We start from the raw sequence: 16,704 nt of genomic DNA, 5'->3' as shown, positions 1-16,704 counted from the left end.
AGGAGCAGTCGCCCCCGTAATTGAATACGGTGGCATCGCTGAGAGAACGTATGGACATCGATACGGAGGAGTTGATCACGTCCCTGACGCCACGCAAAGAGAACTCGGCGCTCAAGTCGTACCAGAACACGGTGTCGGTCGCCTGTCCGGCCTGCGGGATGCCCTTCGACGACCTGGTCGTCTGCAAACAGAATCCGACCAGCCTAAATCTCTCGAAGCAGTTGAATTTCTGTGTCGGCGTCGAGGACGGTCAGGCGTTTATTTTCACACACAAGCAGTGAGTCCCGTCGCGTCCGGGCACTCACTGGAAGAGACCTCGTCGGTAGCGATGTCGATAGTTCCTCCGAGGTTGCCTCTAGGCGAAATCCAAACGGGGATTTCACAGTTATCGGGAAACCACCCGTGAAACTGACCCAGTCAACCGTTAATTAATGTACTGTATATGACTATATCAGCGCATAATTTATTACAGCACACTCTCGACAATGACTCACATGGAAGAACGTTCGATTTCCGACCGGTTGTTCGAGTTGCTTACCACTGTCGAGGAAACGTACAATACAACTGTCGAATGGCTCCGTAATTACACACCGTACGTCGTCCGCGCAATCGAAATCGTCCTGGCGTTGGGGCTCCTTATCCTGCTCGCCCAGTGGTATCACACCGTTTACATCGTCGGTGCTTGAATGAAATCCGTTCGGCGGCTCTCGGTGATCACAGATCTCCTTGATCGTCTCTCCCGATCCATCCGACGTCAGAGTGAACAGAGTGGCATTTTCCGAAATTTGCAAGTCCATGGCTGTATTCGTGCATCCTGTAAAACACCCCGCTGAAACCCTTAAATAAATTTTTAGTTAATAAGTATGTACAGTGATATATGGGGATTGTAAATGGAGTTGTTCGTATTGATGTTGGTTGCAAAAATAGAACGTCCCTCAGGATAAAAAACTGACACATCGTTGGAGGGGTGGCGAAGAATTTATATAATAAAAGATTCTGGTATAGATTGTCACGCATGACAAGCAAAAAACCGAACCGCCGTCGCTTCTTGCAAGCGGCCGGTGGCATGAGTGTGGTGGGAATTGCTGGATGTCTCGGAGATGACGTGGATCCGGATGATGACCCACTCGAAGACGATAATGGCGTAGATGACGATGACGACGACGATACTGACGAGGACGCAGAATACGACATCAGTATCGGAACGTCAGCTGGTGGCACGATGGATGTCGGACTGGCCTTCGAAGCGGCTGTGTCCGCCGAAAGTGACATGGTCAATTACGCCACCGTGGAGAGCCCTGGGTACGTCGGAACGGTCCGTCGGCTCCAGCAGGACGCCTTCGATGGCGGCATTACCGACACGAACACGATGGATAAGGCCCAGAATCACCTGGACATGTTCGAGGAGGATCCGGTCGATTTCCTCCCGTGGCAGGGCTTCCTCGCGTTCCCGTATAGTATTTATATAATGGCACGGGAGGACACTGACATTCAAACGTTCGACGACCTCGCCGGGGCCAGCGTGTATCCGGCGGAACCGGGCTATTCGACCCGGGCGACGACGCTCGAAGTGTGGTCGCAAGAACCGACGGCCGACATTTACGAGCAGATGGACATCGTCGACATGGACGTCTCGGACGCACCGGGTGCGATGGAAGAAGGACGCATCGACGCTGCCATCGCATACGGGACGCCTGGGGTCGGTAACACCGGTTTTGTCGTCGAATACGACTCCCGGGTCGACGTCAGATACGTCGAACACACCGACGCACTTGTCGAATCCGTTCAGGGATTCGCCGGCGCCGGATTCAGTCGGTACGAGAACCCTGTAGAGGACTTCAACTGGGGCCAGGATATCGACGCCGACGAGATCATTTCATGGGATCTCAACGTGACGTTCGCGTTCCATCCCGACACACCGGATGAACCCGTGTACGAACTGACTCGGATCGCGGCAGAACACGGCGACACCGTGCGCGATGCCGAACGACGGTTCACGCCAAGTGACACGGAGAGTGCGGCGGCACCGACGCTCTCCGACTACCCGATCCACCCGGGTGCCGCCGAATATTACCAGGACAACGACGTCTGGGAGGACGACTGGGTCGTCGGCGACCGTGACATGGTCGGCGATTACGTGAACTAACTGCCCTGCGGCTGGGCAGCCCGTTTCGAACAGTGGAGCGAGCAGTGGATCAATCGCCAATCCATCTATCAATGAGTACTGAAACAGCGTCTCGGATACAACAGATCAACGTCACAATACTCGATTACGCCATCACTGTCGGTGCCCTTATTCTGTGGGCACTGGTTCTCTGGTGGGCCTGGACTCAGGACATCAGCCGATCCCAGTACGGGGTGTTGTTCCTCGGGGGAATCCTCGTCCTGTACGCCATCAAGGAAGCCAAAGAATCCATCGAAGACGAGGATTATCTGGATTTGCTCATCCTGTTTGCGGCCGCACTGGTGATGATTGCCGCGAGTATCTACATCTGGAACGACTATCAGGGGTTCTACATTAGTCGACAGGGATGGGCCTACGATCACGAGTATCGACTCGGCTGGCTCGTCGTCACCGTCATTCTTTATCTGACCTGGCGATCCTATGGAAACATCTTCCTCGCGCTCGTCGGTGGGACGATGCTGTACGCCGTGTTTGGGAACTACGTCCCCGGCCTGTTCGGACATGCCGGGATCGACACGACGTTTATGTTGCAGATGCTGTTTACGGATCTGGCCGGCTTCTACGGCTCACTGACGCAGTTGACGGCCGCCTGGATTGCACCATTCCTGCTGTATGCAGGGTTATTGTTCGCCTTCGGGGCGTTCGATTTGATCTTACGAATCGCGATTGTTAGCGCCAAGTTCATCGAATCCGGCGTGGCCCAAACGGCAGTCATTGCGAGCGCAGTGATCGGCTCTATCAACGGGAGCTACGCCGCCAATGCAGGGATGACCGGATCCTTTACGATCCCGACAATGATGGACGCAGGGCTCTCCGGCCGTACGGCAGCCGGTATCGAGGGAACTGCCTCCACCTCGGGGCAGGTGCTCCCGCCCGTCATGGGTGCCTCGGCGTTCGTGATGGCGTCGGTACTGGGGATTCCCTATATCGACGTGGTTATTGCGGGCCTCCTCCCGGCGGCGATTCTGGTGTTTTCCGTGCTCGTTGCTGTCCACTACACGTCCATCAACGAGATCGGTGGACAGAGCATGGACTTCGCCGATTACTTCGACGACGAATTGACGACCGCAGACAAGGTCGTGGAGGGGACCCGGTTCGGTATCCCGTTCGCGATCCTGTTGTTCACACTCGGCTATTTGCAGTGGACGGTAATGACTTCCGCACTGTACACGATCGTCGCGATGGTCATCCTGGGAATTACGACACCGGTCTTGCAATCGACGTACGGTGTGGTAACCGGGCATCAATCCGCACGGGTCGAACTCAGCGATCGCTGGGGCAAAAACTCGGTCCTTCGAGTCGCAGGGACCGTTCGCGGACACCGAATCGTCGACACGTTCCTCACAGAAACTGGCCGCACGATCCACGGCTTCCGGCGAGGCGCGGTCATCCTCGCTCCGATAGCGATCATCCTCGCCGCCGTCAACGGCGTCGTCGACCTGCTGATGACTACCGGTGTGCCGTCACGAATCGCCATTATGTTGATGGAGCTGTCTGGTGGTGTCCTGCTTATCGCCGTGTTGTTCGGGATGGGTGTCTGTATCGTAATGGGCGTCGGTATGCCGACGGTGGCAGCATACGTTATCGTCTCGACACTCGTCGCACCGACGTTTGTCAACGTCTTCGCGGTTCCGGAACTTGCCGCACACTACATGGTGTTCTACGCCGCCGTGATGGCGGGCGTAACGCCACCGGTGGCTATCGCGGTCGTAGTTGCCTCCGGGATTGCCGGCTCGAACTTCTGGCGGTCATGTGGTGTTGCGATCACCATCGCTGCACCACTGTTCGTCTTGCCGATTTCGTTCATTTATCATCCAGAACTGGTTTCGACGGTGATCGATCTGAATACGTTGATAACCGCATCTGTGATCATGATGGGTTCGATAACAATTATTTATGCCCTCAACTACCCGTTCGGACTGAAGCGACGGTTCGCCTATCCACTCCGTTTCGGCATGTTCTGGCTGGGTGTTTTCGTCATGATCGCCCCGGTCAGGCTGTTCCAGATTGCCGGAATCGGTGTGTTTGTTCTGACGTTCCTGGTCTACCGCACGGTAGCGACAGATCGGCCGTTTCCGATGGCTTCAGTGATCGATCGAGGGTAGGACCGCTGGCGGTACTTGTGAGGATATTTTCGAACACTACTAAGAGCAGTCGGCCACCCTTTCCTCTCTCATTCCCGTTGAATCACGGTAACCGGTCGTTCGGCCTCCAGAATGACTGACTGTGTCACGCTACCGAACAGCGCTTTGCCTGCTGGAGAGCGCTTTTTCCCACCGATAACGATGTTGTCGGCGTCGATAACGTCGGCAATTTCCAGGATTTTATCCGACGGTTCACCGTGTTCACGGCGGATCGTCGTTTCGATCCCGGCCGAATCGAGGCGCTCCTTGACCATGGTGACGCTTTTCGGTATGTTCGACGCGTCGAACATGTCTTCCGATGACACCCGCTCCCCCTCGTCTGGGGTGTCGAACTCGCGTTCGACGTTCACGATTACAGCTTTTTTCTCTTCGGGGGATCCCGGAAAGTCGATGACAACGTCTGCGAGCTTCTGGACATTCCGTTGCTCTTTATCAACAGCGAGAAGGACCGTGTACATACCTACGTGTTGTCTCAAATGGCCCTTAAAAGTATCTCAGAAGATTATCACTGCTCCCCTTTTCGACTACCGCCACCGCTGAAAATCTCCGTAACGCGCTCGAACACGCTGACGAAGCGTCCATGATTCACAATTCACGCCCCAAATTCAGGAGCCACCAAACGTGATCCATTATTTCAGAGAATCCTGCGAGTAAGCTTCCCACGTGAAACATACGTTCCACCAGGTGACAGGAACGCTTTACTCCGAACCGGATCAACGGATACCATGGATACCCGGGTGCGATGTTACGACTGCGGGGCAACGGACGACCTCCGTGATCGCAAACGTTGTAACTGCGGCGAACCACACTGGTTCGACACCGACACACGCGATTTTGACTGGCCCGACGAAGGGATGGGAATCTGGCGCTATGTGGATGTCTTACCCGTGAATGAACCCGTGGGACTGTCCCGTGTGTCCGGCAACACGCCACTTCATCGCAATCGAGGGCTCGAATCTGCGGACGGGCCACGAATCCACCTGAAGCTCGAGGGGCTCAATCCGACCGGGAGTTTCAAGGATCGCGGGAGTGCGGTCGGCATCAGTTACGCAGTTGCCGACGGCACGACCTGGGTTGGGACCGTTTCGCATGGGAACATGGCCTTGAGCGTCGCCGCCCACGCTGCCAGTGTCGACCTGGAGTGTGCAGTACTCGTCGCCGAGGAGACGCCTCGTGAACGCCTCGAACTCATCGGACAACACGATCCGCACCTGTTTCGCGCGATCGGATCGTATGGCGATCTGTATGAGGAGACCCTCAATCTCGACGTGGATATCGAGTTCGTCAACTCGGATACGCCACTGCGGGTCGCCGGACAGAAGACGGTGGCATACGAAATCTGCGAGGCATTTGCCCCCGGGGCTCCGGATGCGATCGTCCTTCCGGTGAGCAGCGGTGGGAACGCGAGCGGGATCTGGAAGGCACTGCGGGAACTCGAGACGGCTGAATTGCTCGATTCGTCGGCAATGCCTCGTCTGTATCTCGTCCAGGCGGCCCGCTGTGATCCGATCGCCCAGAGCTACCGGGCTGGGTCAGCGGCGGTGACGGCTGTCGACGGTGAGGAGACGATTGCGGTGTCGATTGCGAACGAAGACCCACCGAGCGGGACGAGAGCCCTGACTGCTGTTCGCGAGACTGGTGGGGCCGTGCTCTCGATCGAAGACGACGAGATCAGGGCCGCCATGCGACAACTCGCCGAAGAAGCCGGGCTCTCGGTGGAACCGTCCAGTGCGCTCGTCCTTTCGGCGATCGAGGAATTGACTCGATCCGATACTCTCGGTGCGGATGACGACGTTGTCGGCATTCTAACGGGGTCGGGCTACAAGGAACAGACGACCGTCGACACTGCCGTACGGGATCTCCCCATCGACGATCTCGAACGGGTTCTTTCGGGGCTCGTCGGCGGAGAGACGGATCCCTGAGCGGTGGCTTCGAAGCGTTCCAGTAGTGCGTTCGTTTACATTAGCCTTCATAATAACCGACGACAACCTACAGATTCGATCGGTGACGTACATGGACTATAGGGGACGGCAACCCACCGACAGAGGATTGACCTGAATGAGCGATCAGTAAACGTACAAGACGAAGTACGTGAACGCAATCCCAAACACCACGCTAACGACCGTTGCAAACACCAGCCCGTAGAACAGGTTCCACTCGAGTGCCAACAGCAAAACCACGACGAAAGCTGCCCAGAAGAACGCTATGGCAGTACCGAGGCGGTACCATTTTCGATTTTCAGCCGGGATCATCCGTTCATCCGGTCGTCTCATGGTCACGAATTGAATCCCGGGACAGTATACGCTTTGCCTACGGTCGCGTTAAGTTAGAGGATGAGGCGGACGGGTTCTTCTAGTTCTGCGATCCCCTCCGTTCGCAGCTCCTCGGCCGACAGGTCGCCTTCGAGCAGTCCACGGACGTACTGGATCAACTGTTGGCCCGCCAGCAGGTCCGGGACGGCGACGTAGGTGGCTCCTGCGTCGAGCAGCGAGAGCGCGGTGCGTTCGTCCCGGGCCCGGAGGACGAGGGTCGCGTCGTACTCCAGCTCCAGCAGTCGGCGGGAGATAACCCCCGAACCAGACACCGACACGATGACTCGGGCCTCGTCGGCGTTGGCTTTCTCCCAGGTGTAATCCCCCATCGCGTCGCCGAAGACGTACGCTTCACAGTCAATGCGAACCTCCTCTCGAAGCGCCGGGTCGTTTTCGATAACGACGTAGGGGTGATTCAGTTCCTCACAGGTTTCGACCATCCGCCTGCCCTTCCGGCCGTAGCCGACGATGATCACGTGGTCGCTGATGTCCTCCGGGACGTCGCTCAGTTCGTCGATCTTGTCGTGACGGACCGAGACGAGGCCACGTGTCGAAAGCATCCGGTAGATCCGCTCGTTGTATCGCTGGGTCACTGTCGAAGTGATCATCGTCACGGCGGTAGCGAGGACGATGGCGTCGAACACCGCCTGCGTCAACAGTCCGACCAGCAGGGCCTCGATGGCGATTATCAGGGAGAACTCGCTGATCTGGTCGGTGCTGAGCGCCGTCAGCGTCGCCGTCCGCGCCTCATATCCCCTGTACATCAGGATCGTGGTCGTCACTGCCGGCTTCACGAGCACCGCCAACAACACGACCCCGGCCACGAGCGCCAGCTTCTCGACCGATTCGGCCACGCCGAGCTGGACGAACGGGAGGACGACGAGCGCACCGACGGTCACGAAGAAGATGGCCACGAAGAAGTCCTTGATCGATTCTAGGCCGTTGAACAGCCCCAGATACTCGCCCGGCTCGTGGCGCACTGCCAGCCCGGCGGCGAACGCCCCGACGACGATCGGAATACCGACTGCCGCCGCCGCGCCGACGAACACGACCAAAAGCGAGACAACCCCGACGATCATGAGTTCGTCTGAACCCCCAGCGAGTCGCCCCATCGCGTCGAACACGTAGCGATTGACGAGGACAGCGCCAACCAGGAAGACGGCGCCGTAGCCGATCTGCAGGACGATCGGATCGAGTTCCAGAACGCCGGCACCCACGACGAGGATGAACGCGACCGCGAACAGATCCTGCACGAACTGGATCGACTCGCCCAGCCGGCCCCGGATGAGATCCGTCCGGATCTCGGTCTGCAACAGCGCGGTCCCCACGATTGTCGAGGACAGCGCGACGGCGACGCCGAGATAGATCGCCTCACCGAGCGGAATTCCGAAGAGAACGCCGAACCCGATGCCGAGTGCCCCGACCACGAGGATCTGTCCGAGGGCGGTGAGTTCGCTGTCGGCGAGCACAATCTCGATGCTGGAGAGCTGGATCCCCACACCGAAGGTAAACACCAGTAGTGCGATGCCGAACTGCGCGAGCTCCAGCGCCAGCGCCTCGTCGATGAAGAAGCCGGCGACGATCCCCGCGAGGACCAAAAGCGGTGCGGCCGGCAGGTCATACCGGTTGGCGAACAGCAGGAACGGCCCGGCGACGATGAAGATGATCGCCACCGCAGTCAGCATCTCAGACATCCTTATCCCCTCCGTCGTGTGGCGGTTCACTCATCGAGATCACCTCGCATCCGTTCGTGGACGTCCCGGAACGGCTGCGGATCTTTGAGGAGTTCGACGTCGCGTTCTGCTGCGTCCTCGAAGGTGTCCGGATCTTCCAGCAGCGCTTCCAGGTAGTCGGCGAGACGCTCCGACGACAGGGGAACGCTTTGAATGACGTAGTCAGCTCCTCGATCGTAGAGCGCGCGGGCGTCCTCGTCGTCGCCCGCCTCCAGAATGACAGTCGCGTCCTGGCTCGTCTCCCGCAGTATCGTCTTTCCGATCTCGATTTGGTCCGACGACGAGAGAACGAAATCAGCCTTCTTGAGGGCGATGTCCTTCCGGATGGAGCCGCTCCCGATGTCGCCGAACACCGCGTCGTAGCCCTTCTGGGTGAGTTGGGTGACGTGGGCGGCCTGCCGGTCGACCACGACGAGGTCGTCGTAGTGGTCGTCCAGCAGTTCGAGAACGTTCCGCGTCAGGTCGTCGTAGCCGACGACGACCGCGTGGTCTGTGTACTCCCGTTTCTCCTCGGCGAAGGTCTCCTCGGCCTCGAACCGCGAGAGGGACGGTTGCGCTCGCTCGTAGAGAGCGCCCCCGTAGGCGAAGAAGTACACCGAAACGCCCATCGTGATGAGTGCTACAAGCGTGAGGAAGCCGAGAATTTCGACGCCGATAAAGTCGCCAACGACCGCGGCAGTTGCGACGACCACACCGAACTCGCTGACCTGGATCATGTAGAGACTGCCGAAGAACGTCGTCTCGCTGTCGAAGCGCTGCCAGCTGATGAGCGCGAAGAAGATGACGAACTTCCCGATCATCAACACTACTGCCGCGATGACGGCCTCCTGCCAGTAGAAGAAGAGCTCACCGGCATCGAGACTCAACGCGACCGACGCGAAGAAAATCATCACGAACAGGTCGGTCAGTGGGTTGACCCGATCCTGCAGTTCCTTGCTGTAAGGGAGCTGGGCGATGGCGACTCCGGCGAGGAACGCGCCCATCTCGATCGAGAGGTAGGCTGTGATGCCTAACGGCGCCAAAAAGAGGTTGACGTTATCGGAGACGAACACGAAGAGGAACGCCCACGAGATGGCGATGAGGAAGAAAATCTGCTTGTTGTCGGCGATCCGCCGGAAGATGGGTGGGAGCGCGTACTTCGAGGCCGCCAACGCTGCGACGGTGATGATCGCCACGAGCGTGAGGACGACCGCGAGCGTTGTGCCGACCTCCGCGGCGCTTTCGGGACGGCCCGCTGCCAGGACAGCCAGGATGATGACGACCACGACGTCCTGGAGCAGCAAGATTCCGACGTCGATCTTGCCGTGGAGGGTGGTCGTCTCGCCGAGATCGGTGAGCATCTTGATGACGACCGCAGTTGAACTGTACATCACCGCCAGGCCGATGATAATCGATTCCATCGTGCCGAATCCAAGCGCCAGCGAGACGCCGGTTCCGACGGCGGCGACGGCGGCCATCTGCGGCAGCGAGATCTTGACGATCGGCGAGAGGATGTGTTTGATCTCGTCGATGCGCATCTTGATGCCGAGCAGGAACAGCAGAAACGCGAGTCCCAGTTCCGAGAGTGTCTCCGTGAGTTCGGTGACCTCGACGAGGCCGAGCACGACAGGGCCGATTATGACCCCTGCGATGATGTAGGCGATAATGGTCGGCTGGCCGGTCTGCCTGGCGAGGAATCCGGCGATAGTCGCAGCGAGGAGAATGATAGCCAGATCAAAAGAAAGCGCTACTTCTGAAACCATCTATTCGTGGCCAATTTTCGCAGATGTCAATTAACAGTTTCGAAGCCCCGATCGGCTAACTGCTCTCGATCCGTTCGTACTACGGTGATGGAGGGTCTCATGTAACTATTCGACGCAGCAGCTCATTTTTGAGACATCCCGACGGAACGCCTGACAGGCGTGTTTGAAGGCCTCCGAGAAAGTCGGAAACGGGTGAACCGTATCGATAATGTCGTCCACTGTCAGGCCAAACTTTACGGCCAGAGTTGCCTCCGAGATCATGTCTGCTGCTCGGGCCCCGACCATGTGCACGCCGACGATCTCATCCGTTTCGTGATGCTTGACAACCTGTACAAAGCCGCGACTATCCCGGACAGCCTTCGCCTTCGGCACGTCGTCCATGCGAACGGTTCGACAGGTACAAGTGCCAAACTCCTCCACATACTCGGCTTCCGTGATACCCACAGAAGCAACCTCGGGACTGGTGTAAACCACCGCCGGAACACTTTGGTAATCAATCGTCACCCCTTCGTCGCCAACGGCATTCTTCACGGCGTGATTTCCCTCCTTCGCGGCCGTAGTTTCAAGCATTGGTTCCCCGATACAGTCACCGGCCGCATACACGTCGGGATTTGCGGTTTGAAACCGCTTATTGACTTGTATCGCACCGCTGTTCTCGGTCGCTATCTTGGCGGATTCCAGGCCGATTTCGTCGGTGTTCGGGGTGACCCCGGTTGCGAGGAAGAGATCGCTCCCCGCAAACGTCTGGTTGCTCCCACCCACATCCGCAGCAACGACGACATCCTCGTCGTTCTCGATAGTACGATCCGACCCATCGATTGCCTGAATCTGTGCACCGGTGATAACCTCGATCCCCTCGTCGGTGAATGTCCGCTCGATTTCCTCACCAAGTTGCGGTTCCATCGCAGAGAGCACGCGGTCTGAGCGTTGCAGGATGGTTACACTCGCCCCGAAATGATGGAGTATCTGACTCCATTCCAACCCCACGTAGCCGCCGCCGATCATGATGACGTGTTCGGGCAAGTCAGTTCGTTCGAGGATCGACTCACTCGTTTCGTAGGGTACGTCGGTTAATCCCGGAAAGTCGGGAATTGCCGGTGAACTGCCAGTTGCGATCAGTATCTTTTTACCGGTCACCGAACGACCGGCGTCCTGGCCGTCGAGGATCTCGATGGTGCGAGAATCCGAAAAAGCTCCGTATCCTTCGAGAATTTTCGTGCCGAAGTGGTCGGCGACACTCGCGTAGTTTTCGTGTTGCAATCCGGCAACGAGATCATCTTTTTCCGCAATCGCTTCGTGCCAATTCGTCGCCGGCTGCCCGTCGTCGTAAGAAATGGCTTTGAACGGCGTACGGGGCGGCTCGAAGGCAGTCTTTCCGACTTCGAGGAGGTGTTTGCTGGGGACGCAACCGACATTCACGCACGTTCCGCCCAATGGGAGACCACTATTTACCAGAGCCGTCGAGAGTCCACGTCTGTCAGCCTCAGTGATAGCCGCAAACGCCGCCGCTCCGCCACCCAAAACGACCAGATCGTACGTATCTGACTTCGTCATTTCCTATACTGTACTTCCCGAAACTATTATACTGTAGAGTCCAAAGCCTCAAACACACTTCGAGGCATCAAAGTCATGGCAGATGCAACCTCACCAGCGCCAAACTGCAATATCGACGGCACGTGTTACTGTCCATTAACCGGTATCATCGAAACGTTGAGCCGGAAATACGCCATGCAGTTGGTGAGTATCATTGGGGCGCACGATTCGATGCGATTTGCCGAGATAGAACACCACCTCCCGACTGCAAGCACATCAACGATTTCGAAACGCCTCGATGAATTTGAGGGGGCTGGGCTCGTCACGCGCAGCCAGTATAACGAAATTCCACCCCGTGTCGAATACGCACTAACCGAAGAAGGTGAAGAGGTTAGGGATCGCCTTCGTCCGCTCTTGGAATGGGCGTCCGAGGAGTCAAATTAGGGGAGCAACCGAGGCAACAGGGCCAACCCTGGGAGTTGATGTGTACAACGTCTGTATACCCCAGTCGGTCCGAATCGCATATTTAAGCTGACATTCGACCGCTGCTGTGTGCAAGGGGCGAATACCTCATCGAAGAGCTGTGGATCGAGGGGATCGTTCTTGGGTTACTATATGTGAGTGACTGCCCGGACTCAAGCCCATTTTATCAATATTTCACCAGAAACCCGATGCAAGTTACAGCTCGCGTATCTTACCCCCGCCTCCATCTCCCGAATCGCAGAGAATGGAATCGGTTAGTACAGACAATCATGCGCTCACGGCTCACTTCGTTCGCCGTTCACGTTTTCGAGGCCTCACTGCGTTCGGCCTCGCATGCGCCGTCCGGGAATTGAACCCGGGCTAGTGGCTTGGGAAGCCACTGTCCTACCACTGGACCAACGGCGCGCACGTCGAGATACCGTATCGGAACACTTCAACGTAGCGCTTGTCGCCCGACGATCCAGTTCCGTCTCAATTTTTGCCTGCCTTATAAACGAACGTTTGTTTATCATTCCAATTTTGGGTTGATTGTACACACTTTAGTCGGTACAGGTGGCTATTAGTTATTCGAACCCGAACCGTCGGACGATGAGCGAACTCGACGACGAGCGGTCGATCTTCCTCCAGGGGGAACCGCCGCTCGACCTCACGCTTTCGGACGCCGAACTGCAACGAACTCGCGAACGTATCACCGATTTTATCGCCGACACCGTCGAGGCGGCCGGCGCCGACGGCGCCGTCCTCGGCCTCTCCGGCGGGATCGACTCGACGACGACCGCGTATCTCGCGGTCGAAGCGCTGGGGACTGACGGCCTCCACGGCCTGCTCATGCCCAGCGAGGTGAACGATCCCGAAACGATGTCCGACGCCGAGCGCGTCGCCGAGGATCTGGGTATCGAGTACGACGTCATCGAGATCCAGCCGATCGCCGAGACGTTCTTCGACCGGTATCCCGAGGCGGCAGACGACCGGATGGCCGCCGGCAACGTCTACGTCCGGACGCGGGCGGTGTTGAACTACTTCGTTGCGAACCACGAAAACCGGATCGTGCTCGGGACGGGCAACCGCTCGGAAGCGATGACCGGCTACTTCACGAAGTACGGCGACCAGGCGGTCGACTGCAATCCGATCGGTAACCTCTACAAGATGCAGGTGCGCCAGCTCGCGACCCACCTGGGCGTCCCGCACGATCTGGTGATGCAGACGCCCACCGCGGGGATGTGGGTGGGCCAGACCGACGAGGAGGAGATGGGCGTCGACTACGACACACTCGACGGGATCCTGGCGCTGCACGTCGACGGTCCGCTGTCGGTCGCCGCCACTGTCCGAGCCCTGGACGTGACGGCCGACCAGATCCACCGGGTCGTCGAACTCGTCGAAGGCAGCGAACACAAGCGGTCGATGCCGCCGGCTCCGTCGCGGGAGTGACTGATATCCCGGTCGCGTGCCACCACACCGTCATTTGCGAAGGTTTTCACCGTACCGATCGTGGAGCCGGGCGAACAGCTCCGCCTCGGCGCGTTCTTGAGAGTCGAGGTCACTCCGGTCCCGGATCCGCCGTTTGATTCCCCGGAGCGCGTCCGGCGGATACTGGGCGAGATCGGCCGCGACATCGAAGGGATCGTCGGTGATCCGGGAGACGAGCCCGATCCGGAGCGCCTCCTCGGCGTCGATCGTCCGACCGGAAAGCGAGAGGTCGAGGGCGTTCCCCTCGCCGACGATCCGCGGCAGCCGGACCGTCCCGCCCCAGGCGCCGAACAGTCCGAGCCGGACACCCGACTCCGCGAACGTCGCTTCCGGCGTGGCGATTCGGAGGTCACACGCGAGTGCGAGTTCGACGCCGCCGCCGCGTGCCGGCCCGCCGATCCCGGCGACGACGATCGGCTCACTCTCCTCGATCCGCCGGGCGACTCTCGCTCCGTGTCGGGCGAACGCCGCCGGGTCAGACAGCGACGCGACAGCGCCCAGGTCCGCACCCGCACAGAACGCGGCGTCCGATCCTGCGAGGTACACCACCGGCTCTCCCGCCTGTTCGGCGTGACTGATCGCACGTTCGATGCGGTTCAGGTCGGCCGGCGACACGGCGTTTCGCCGATCGGGATTCGCGAGTTCGACCGTTCTGACCCTGTCGCGTGTCCTCGTCCGAACGGTCACGGCAGTTCCTCCCGTCGATGGGGCGTAGTCGTGCGATTTTCCGAGTCGATCTGGCGGCTGTGCACACCCCGAATCCGGCGGGATTTTCCAAAGGTCTTTGCCTTTCGCTCCCCAATATTACAGTGATGGACGACGCCGTGCGGGCTCGAAACGCCGCGCGCGAGGCGCTCTCGGATATCGAACCGGTGCGGCTCCGAGAGGTTCTCGACGACCGGATCGCCGACGCCTCGATGACTCCCGGAGTTTTGACGCTTTTGAGCGCCCGCGCGCTCTCGCCCGACGTCGATCTCGACACATTACACGGGTGTGCTGCCGGAGTGCAACTCATCTACGAGGGGCTGCGCCTCACCCGGACGCTCGCCCACGAGGAGCCGTGGGCCGACGTTGCGGCCACAGAGGCTGACATCGACGCCGATCTCGACGTCGTCGCCGCCGACGTACTCGTCGCCCGTGGGTTCTACCTGCTGGCCCGCACCGAAGCCGGCGACCGGGCGGTCGAGGTGGTCCGGGCGTTCGGCCGCGATCAGACGCGCCGAGAGGAAGGCGGTGCCGACGTCGAGACGCTCGATCGTAACCTCGAGGCCGACGTGTTCGAACTCGCCGTGCTGGCGGGTACGACGGCCGTCGACGAGGAACCCCCCGAGGAATTGCTTTCGTACGCCTGCACACTCGCCCGGGAGTACGAGGGCGATATGCCCCCGGCCCGGCAGGCACTGTCGGAGACGACCACCGATCACATCGCAACGTTGACCGGTGGGCGAGTGCCGTCGACGACCGATTCCTGACGCGAATCGAAAGCCCTAAAGACGAATCCGGCCAACCCACTCTTGCGTGCCTGGGTAGCTTAGCGGTAAAGCGCGTCCTTGGTAAGGACGAGAGCCCGGGTTCAAATCCCGGCCTAGGCTTCGATTCTTTCGTTTCTGCGCAAACTCACAAACTCACGATCTCACTACCGTTACGTTATTGTTCCATCGAAAAGACGTCCAACGACTTCCGTCGGGGACGCTGTCACTCACGGCCCCATTGGGTGACTCGAAAGCAGCCAGACGGCGACTGCCGCAGCCAGGATCGTCCGCAGGGGGACGTATCGCGCTGCCTGTCGGGCGGGGAACTTCCGCCCCTTGTTTGCCCAGTTGCTCACCGTCGTGGCGACCCTGACGGGCGCGAGCAGGTCTCGCCGTCGGAGTGGCTCGCTCGCGGCGACGAGCCATGTCGCGTGTACAGTTTCGCATGGAGGAACCCGTGTGGGTACTTGCACAGCCGGAGGCTTCCCTTCACGTCGAGGTCCCACAGGTCCCGGGCGATCGTCGCAGAGAACTGGTCTGCGCCGTTCCCGACAACGATCACGATATCGTTGTCCGGCGACCGATCGAGAAACTCCCGGATCTCCTCGCGGAGTTCGTGGGATGCCGGCGCGGTGAAAAAGCCGGTCACCAGGTAGACAGTTCTGTCCTCGTGAAGAGTTGTCGTATCGCGTCGACGGGGCCGTCGACTCGGTCCTCGAACTGTCCGGTGTCGACGAGTTTCAACTCCTGCATGTCGACGACCTCTCGTTTCACCGTACGGCGCGATCCCTATTGACTGTATCGTGCACCGTATTTCCGACCGCATCCGGAATCTGATCGAACACTACTTCGGAGGTTTGTCCCAGTGTATGACAACTCCGAAAACCGTTAAGTCCCAACAAGAGATCTTACGGACATGTCCCTGAAGGTGGGGGAGATTCGCCGGCTGGAGGAGATAGACATCGACCTGCCGGTCGAGGAGATCCTAAACCGGCCGCCGTTTCCGAAGTGGATGGGCTCCCGGCATTCGGAGGAGAAACTCCGGGAGACGGTCACAGAGCTTCGACCGGCGGTCCTGGCGGACCTCGACCCGCGAGGGATGTACCGGATCCTCGAAACCGACGGCTCCGGGATCGGCGCCTACGATCCGCCGGACTTGTTGACGGACGCGGAGTACGTCTGCAGCGTCATCGTCACCGCGGGGGAACTGTCGGACGGCGGGGACGACGGTCAGCAGTTGTTCGAGGAATTCGTTCGCGACGCCGTCGAGAACGTGGCGCTTACGGTGCTCACGGAAACCGTCGGCGAGGAGATCCGGGACGTGGCCGATGCGAACGGCTGGAACACCACGCGGCTGTTCACGCCCGGCGACGGCGGGTACGACTGGCCGCTTGCGAATCGGAAATACGTCTTCGAAACTCTCCCCGCCGAGGAGATAGACGTCAGGCTGTTGGACAACGGATTGAACGTCCCGAACAAGACGATAAGCGGCGTCGTCGGCATGGGTCCAGACGTGACTCAGGTGCCGGGATTCCACTCCTGTCTCGGCTGCCCGATACTCCCGGAGTGTGACTACGCGGATACGTCAGATCTGGCCCCTGTGACCGGCTGATAGCGGGCGACACCGTCAGCC

The 16,704-nt window shown here is 59.2% G+C and carries 18 protein-coding genes and 2 tRNA genes; 10 read left to right on the top strand and 10 right to left on the bottom strand.

Annotated features, from left to right (window positions below; genetic code table 11):
* Positions 1-50: 50 nt before the first annotated feature.
* From AArcSl_RS05400 to AArcSl_RS05385, 4 genes are all read left to right on the top strand, one after another.
* On the top strand, positions 51-281 hold the full coding sequence (locus AArcSl_RS05400; RefSeq protein ID WP_119816095.1) for a DUF7385 family protein: 231 nt from the start codon (positions 51-53) through the stop codon (positions 279-281).
* Between the two features lie 213 nt (positions 282-494).
* Positions 495-686, top strand: a complete 192-nt coding sequence (locus tag AArcSl_RS05395; protein ID WP_217563501.1) for a hypothetical protein — start codon at positions 495-497, stop codon at positions 684-686.
* 329 nt (positions 687-1,015) lie between these two features.
* Positions 1,016-2,146, top strand: coding sequence for a TAXI family TRAP transporter solute-binding subunit (locus tag AArcSl_RS05390; protein ID WP_119816089.1), 1,131 nt, complete (start codon positions 1,016-1,018; stop codon positions 2,144-2,146).
* A gap of 71 nt (positions 2,147-2,217) precedes the next feature.
* The gene (locus tag AArcSl_RS05385; protein WP_119816086.1) at positions 2,218-4,290 is read left to right on the top strand and encodes a TRAP transporter permease; all 2,073 of its coding nucleotides are present in this window, start codon (positions 2,218-2,220) and stop codon (positions 4,288-4,290) included.
* A gap of 68 nt (positions 4,291-4,358) precedes the next feature.
* On the opposite strand, the gene AArcSl_RS05380 is transcribed toward AArcSl_RS05385, so the two are convergent.
* The gene (locus AArcSl_RS05380) at positions 4,359-4,787 is read right to left on the bottom strand and encodes a universal stress protein (protein ID WP_119816083.1); all 429 of its coding nucleotides are present in this window, start codon (positions 4,785-4,787) and stop codon (positions 4,359-4,361) included.
* Positions 4,788-5,054: 267 nt separating this feature from the next.
* On the opposite strand from AArcSl_RS05380, the gene AArcSl_RS05375 reads away from it, so the two are divergent.
* Entirely contained in the window at positions 5,055-6,251 is a 1,197-nt protein-coding gene (locus AArcSl_RS05375; protein WP_119816080.1) for a threonine synthase, read from the top strand.
* A gap of 144 nt (positions 6,252-6,395) precedes the next feature.
* On the opposite strand, the gene AArcSl_RS05370 is transcribed toward AArcSl_RS05375, so the two are convergent.
* The 4 genes from AArcSl_RS05370 to merA form a co-directional block, all read right to left on the bottom strand.
* Positions 6,396-6,602: a hypothetical protein gene (locus AArcSl_RS05370; protein ID WP_133412127.1), complete on the bottom strand. Its 207-nt coding sequence runs from the start codon at positions 6,600-6,602 to the stop codon at positions 6,396-6,398.
* A gap of 53 nt (positions 6,603-6,655) precedes the next feature.
* A complete protein-coding gene (locus tag AArcSl_RS05365) occupies positions 6,656-8,335 on the bottom strand; it encodes a cation:proton antiporter (RefSeq protein ID WP_119816074.1) in 1,680 nt (559 codons plus the stop codon).
* A 26-nt stretch (positions 8,336-8,361) separates the two neighbouring features.
* Positions 8,362-10,116: a cation:proton antiporter gene (locus AArcSl_RS05360; protein WP_119816071.1), complete on the bottom strand. Its 1,755-nt coding sequence runs from the start codon at positions 10,114-10,116 to the stop codon at positions 8,362-8,364.
* A gap of 105 nt (positions 10,117-10,221) precedes the next feature.
* The gene (merA, locus tag AArcSl_RS05355; protein WP_119816068.1) at positions 10,222-11,670 is read right to left on the bottom strand and encodes a mercury(II) reductase; all 1,449 of its coding nucleotides are present in this window, start codon (positions 11,668-11,670) and stop codon (positions 10,222-10,224) included.
* 75 nt (positions 11,671-11,745) lie between these two features.
* Between merA and AArcSl_RS05350 the strand changes: the two genes are divergently transcribed.
* A complete protein-coding gene (locus AArcSl_RS05350) occupies positions 11,746-12,093 on the top strand; it encodes a winged helix-turn-helix transcriptional regulator (protein WP_119816065.1) in 348 nt (115 codons plus the stop codon).
* Positions 12,094-12,466: 373 nt separating this feature from the next.
* Here AArcSl_RS05350 and AArcSl_RS05345 read toward each other — a convergent pair.
* A tRNA-Gly gene (locus AArcSl_RS05345) sits at positions 12,467-12,537 on the bottom strand.
* Positions 12,538-12,720: 183 nt separating this feature from the next.
* Here AArcSl_RS05345 and AArcSl_RS05340 point away from each other — a divergent pair.
* Positions 12,721-13,560, top strand: coding sequence for an NAD+ synthase (locus AArcSl_RS05340; RefSeq protein WP_119816062.1), 840 nt, complete (start codon positions 12,721-12,723; stop codon positions 13,558-13,560).
* Between the two features lie 30 nt (positions 13,561-13,590).
* Here the strand turns inward: AArcSl_RS05340 and AArcSl_RS05335 are convergent, their stop codons facing one another.
* Positions 13,591-14,286: an enoyl-CoA hydratase/isomerase family protein gene (locus AArcSl_RS05335; protein WP_119816060.1), complete on the bottom strand. Its 696-nt coding sequence runs from the start codon at positions 14,284-14,286 to the stop codon at positions 13,591-13,593.
* Positions 14,287-14,411: 125 nt separating this feature from the next.
* Here AArcSl_RS05335 and AArcSl_RS05330 point away from each other — a divergent pair, with 125 nt between their 5' ends.
* Both AArcSl_RS05330 and AArcSl_RS05325 read left to right on the top strand, forming a co-directional pair.
* A complete protein-coding gene (locus tag AArcSl_RS05330) occupies positions 14,412-15,071 on the top strand; it encodes a DUF7114 family protein (RefSeq protein WP_119816057.1) in 660 nt (219 codons plus the stop codon).
* A gap of 48 nt (positions 15,072-15,119) precedes the next feature.
* A tRNA-Thr gene (locus AArcSl_RS05325) sits at positions 15,120-15,191 on the top strand.
* A 107-nt stretch (positions 15,192-15,298) separates the two neighbouring features.
* Here AArcSl_RS05325 and AArcSl_RS17595 read toward each other — a convergent pair.
* Genes AArcSl_RS17595 through AArcSl_RS17590 form a run of 3 tightly spaced genes read right to left on the bottom strand, consistent with a single transcriptional unit; the run spans position 15,299 to position 15,845 of the window.
* Positions 15,299-15,427, bottom strand: a complete 129-nt coding sequence (locus AArcSl_RS17595; RefSeq protein WP_281259899.1) for a hypothetical protein — start codon at positions 15,425-15,427, stop codon at positions 15,299-15,301.
* Positions 15,424-15,720 (bottom strand): hypothetical protein, encoded by a 297-nt coding sequence (locus tag AArcSl_RS05320; RefSeq protein WP_119816054.1) that lies wholly within the window; start codon positions 15,718-15,720, stop codon positions 15,424-15,426. The genes AArcSl_RS17595 and AArcSl_RS05320 overlap by 4 nt, the downstream gene beginning before the upstream one ends.
* Positions 15,717-15,845 carry a hypothetical protein gene (locus tag AArcSl_RS17590; protein WP_281259898.1) on the bottom strand — a complete coding sequence of 43 codons (129 nt, stop codon included), beginning with the start codon at positions 15,843-15,845 and terminating at the stop codon, positions 15,717-15,719. Before AArcSl_RS17590 ends, AArcSl_RS05320 begins: the two co-directional genes overlap by 4 nt.
* A gap of 142 nt (positions 15,846-15,987) precedes the next feature.
* Between AArcSl_RS17590 and AArcSl_RS05315 the strand changes: the two genes are divergently transcribed.
* Positions 15,988-16,683, top strand: coding sequence for a hypothetical protein (locus tag AArcSl_RS05315; RefSeq protein WP_119816051.1), 696 nt, complete (start codon positions 15,988-15,990; stop codon positions 16,681-16,683).
* Positions 16,684-16,704: the final 21 nt, after the last annotated feature.

This window comes from Halalkaliarchaeum desulfuricum, assembly GCF_002952775.1.
GTDB classification, from domain to species: Archaea; Halobacteriota; Halobacteria; order Halobacteriales; family Haloferacaceae; genus Halalkaliarchaeum; species Halalkaliarchaeum desulfuricum.
Note: the sequence above shows the minus strand (reverse complement) of the source record. Positions and strands in the feature narration are given on the sequence as shown.

Coding starts and splice junctions, on each gene's coding strand:
- AArcSl_RS05390 (WP_119816089.1), top strand. CDS start 1,016: ATGACAAGCAAAAAACCGAACCGCCGTCGCTTCTTGCAAGCGGCCGGT.
- AArcSl_RS05380 (WP_119816083.1), bottom strand. CDS start 4,787: ATGTACACGGTCCTTCTCGCTGTTGATAAAGAGCAACGGAATGTCCAG.
- AArcSl_RS05385 (WP_119816086.1), top strand. CDS start 2,218: ATGAGTACTGAAACAGCGTCTCGGATACAACAGATCAACGTCACAATA.
- AArcSl_RS05330 (WP_119816057.1), top strand. CDS start 14,412: ATGGACGACGCCGTGCGGGCTCGAAACGCCGCGCGCGAGGCGCTCTCG.
- AArcSl_RS05340 (WP_119816062.1), top strand. CDS start 12,721: ATGAGCGAACTCGACGACGAGCGGTCGATCTTCCTCCAGGGGGAACCG.
- AArcSl_RS05350 (WP_119816065.1), top strand. CDS start 11,746: ATGGCAGATGCAACCTCACCAGCGCCAAACTGCAATATCGACGGCACG.
- AArcSl_RS05360 (WP_119816071.1), bottom strand. CDS start 10,116: ATGGTTTCAGAAGTAGCGCTTTCTTTTGATCTGGCTATCATTCTCCTC.
- AArcSl_RS05395 (WP_217563501.1), top strand. CDS start 495: ATGGAAGAACGTTCGATTTCCGACCGGTTGTTCGAGTTGCTTACCACT.
- AArcSl_RS05370 (WP_133412127.1), bottom strand. CDS start 6,602: ATGAGACGACCGGATGAACGGATGATCCCGGCTGAAAATCGAAAATGG.
- AArcSl_RS05365 (WP_119816074.1), bottom strand. CDS start 8,335: ATGTCTGAGATGCTGACTGCGGTGGCGATCATCTTCATCGTCGCCGGG.
- AArcSl_RS05400 (WP_119816095.1), top strand. CDS start 51: ATGGACATCGATACGGAGGAGTTGATCACGTCCCTGACGCCACGCAAA.
- merA (WP_119816068.1), bottom strand. CDS start 11,670: ATGACGAAGTCAGATACGTACGATCTGGTCGTTTTGGGTGGCGGAGCG.
- AArcSl_RS05375 (WP_119816080.1), top strand. CDS start 5,055: ATGGATACCCGGGTGCGATGTTACGACTGCGGGGCAACGGACGACCTC.
- AArcSl_RS05315 (WP_119816051.1), top strand. CDS start 15,988: ATGTCCCTGAAGGTGGGGGAGATTCGCCGGCTGGAGGAGATAGACATC.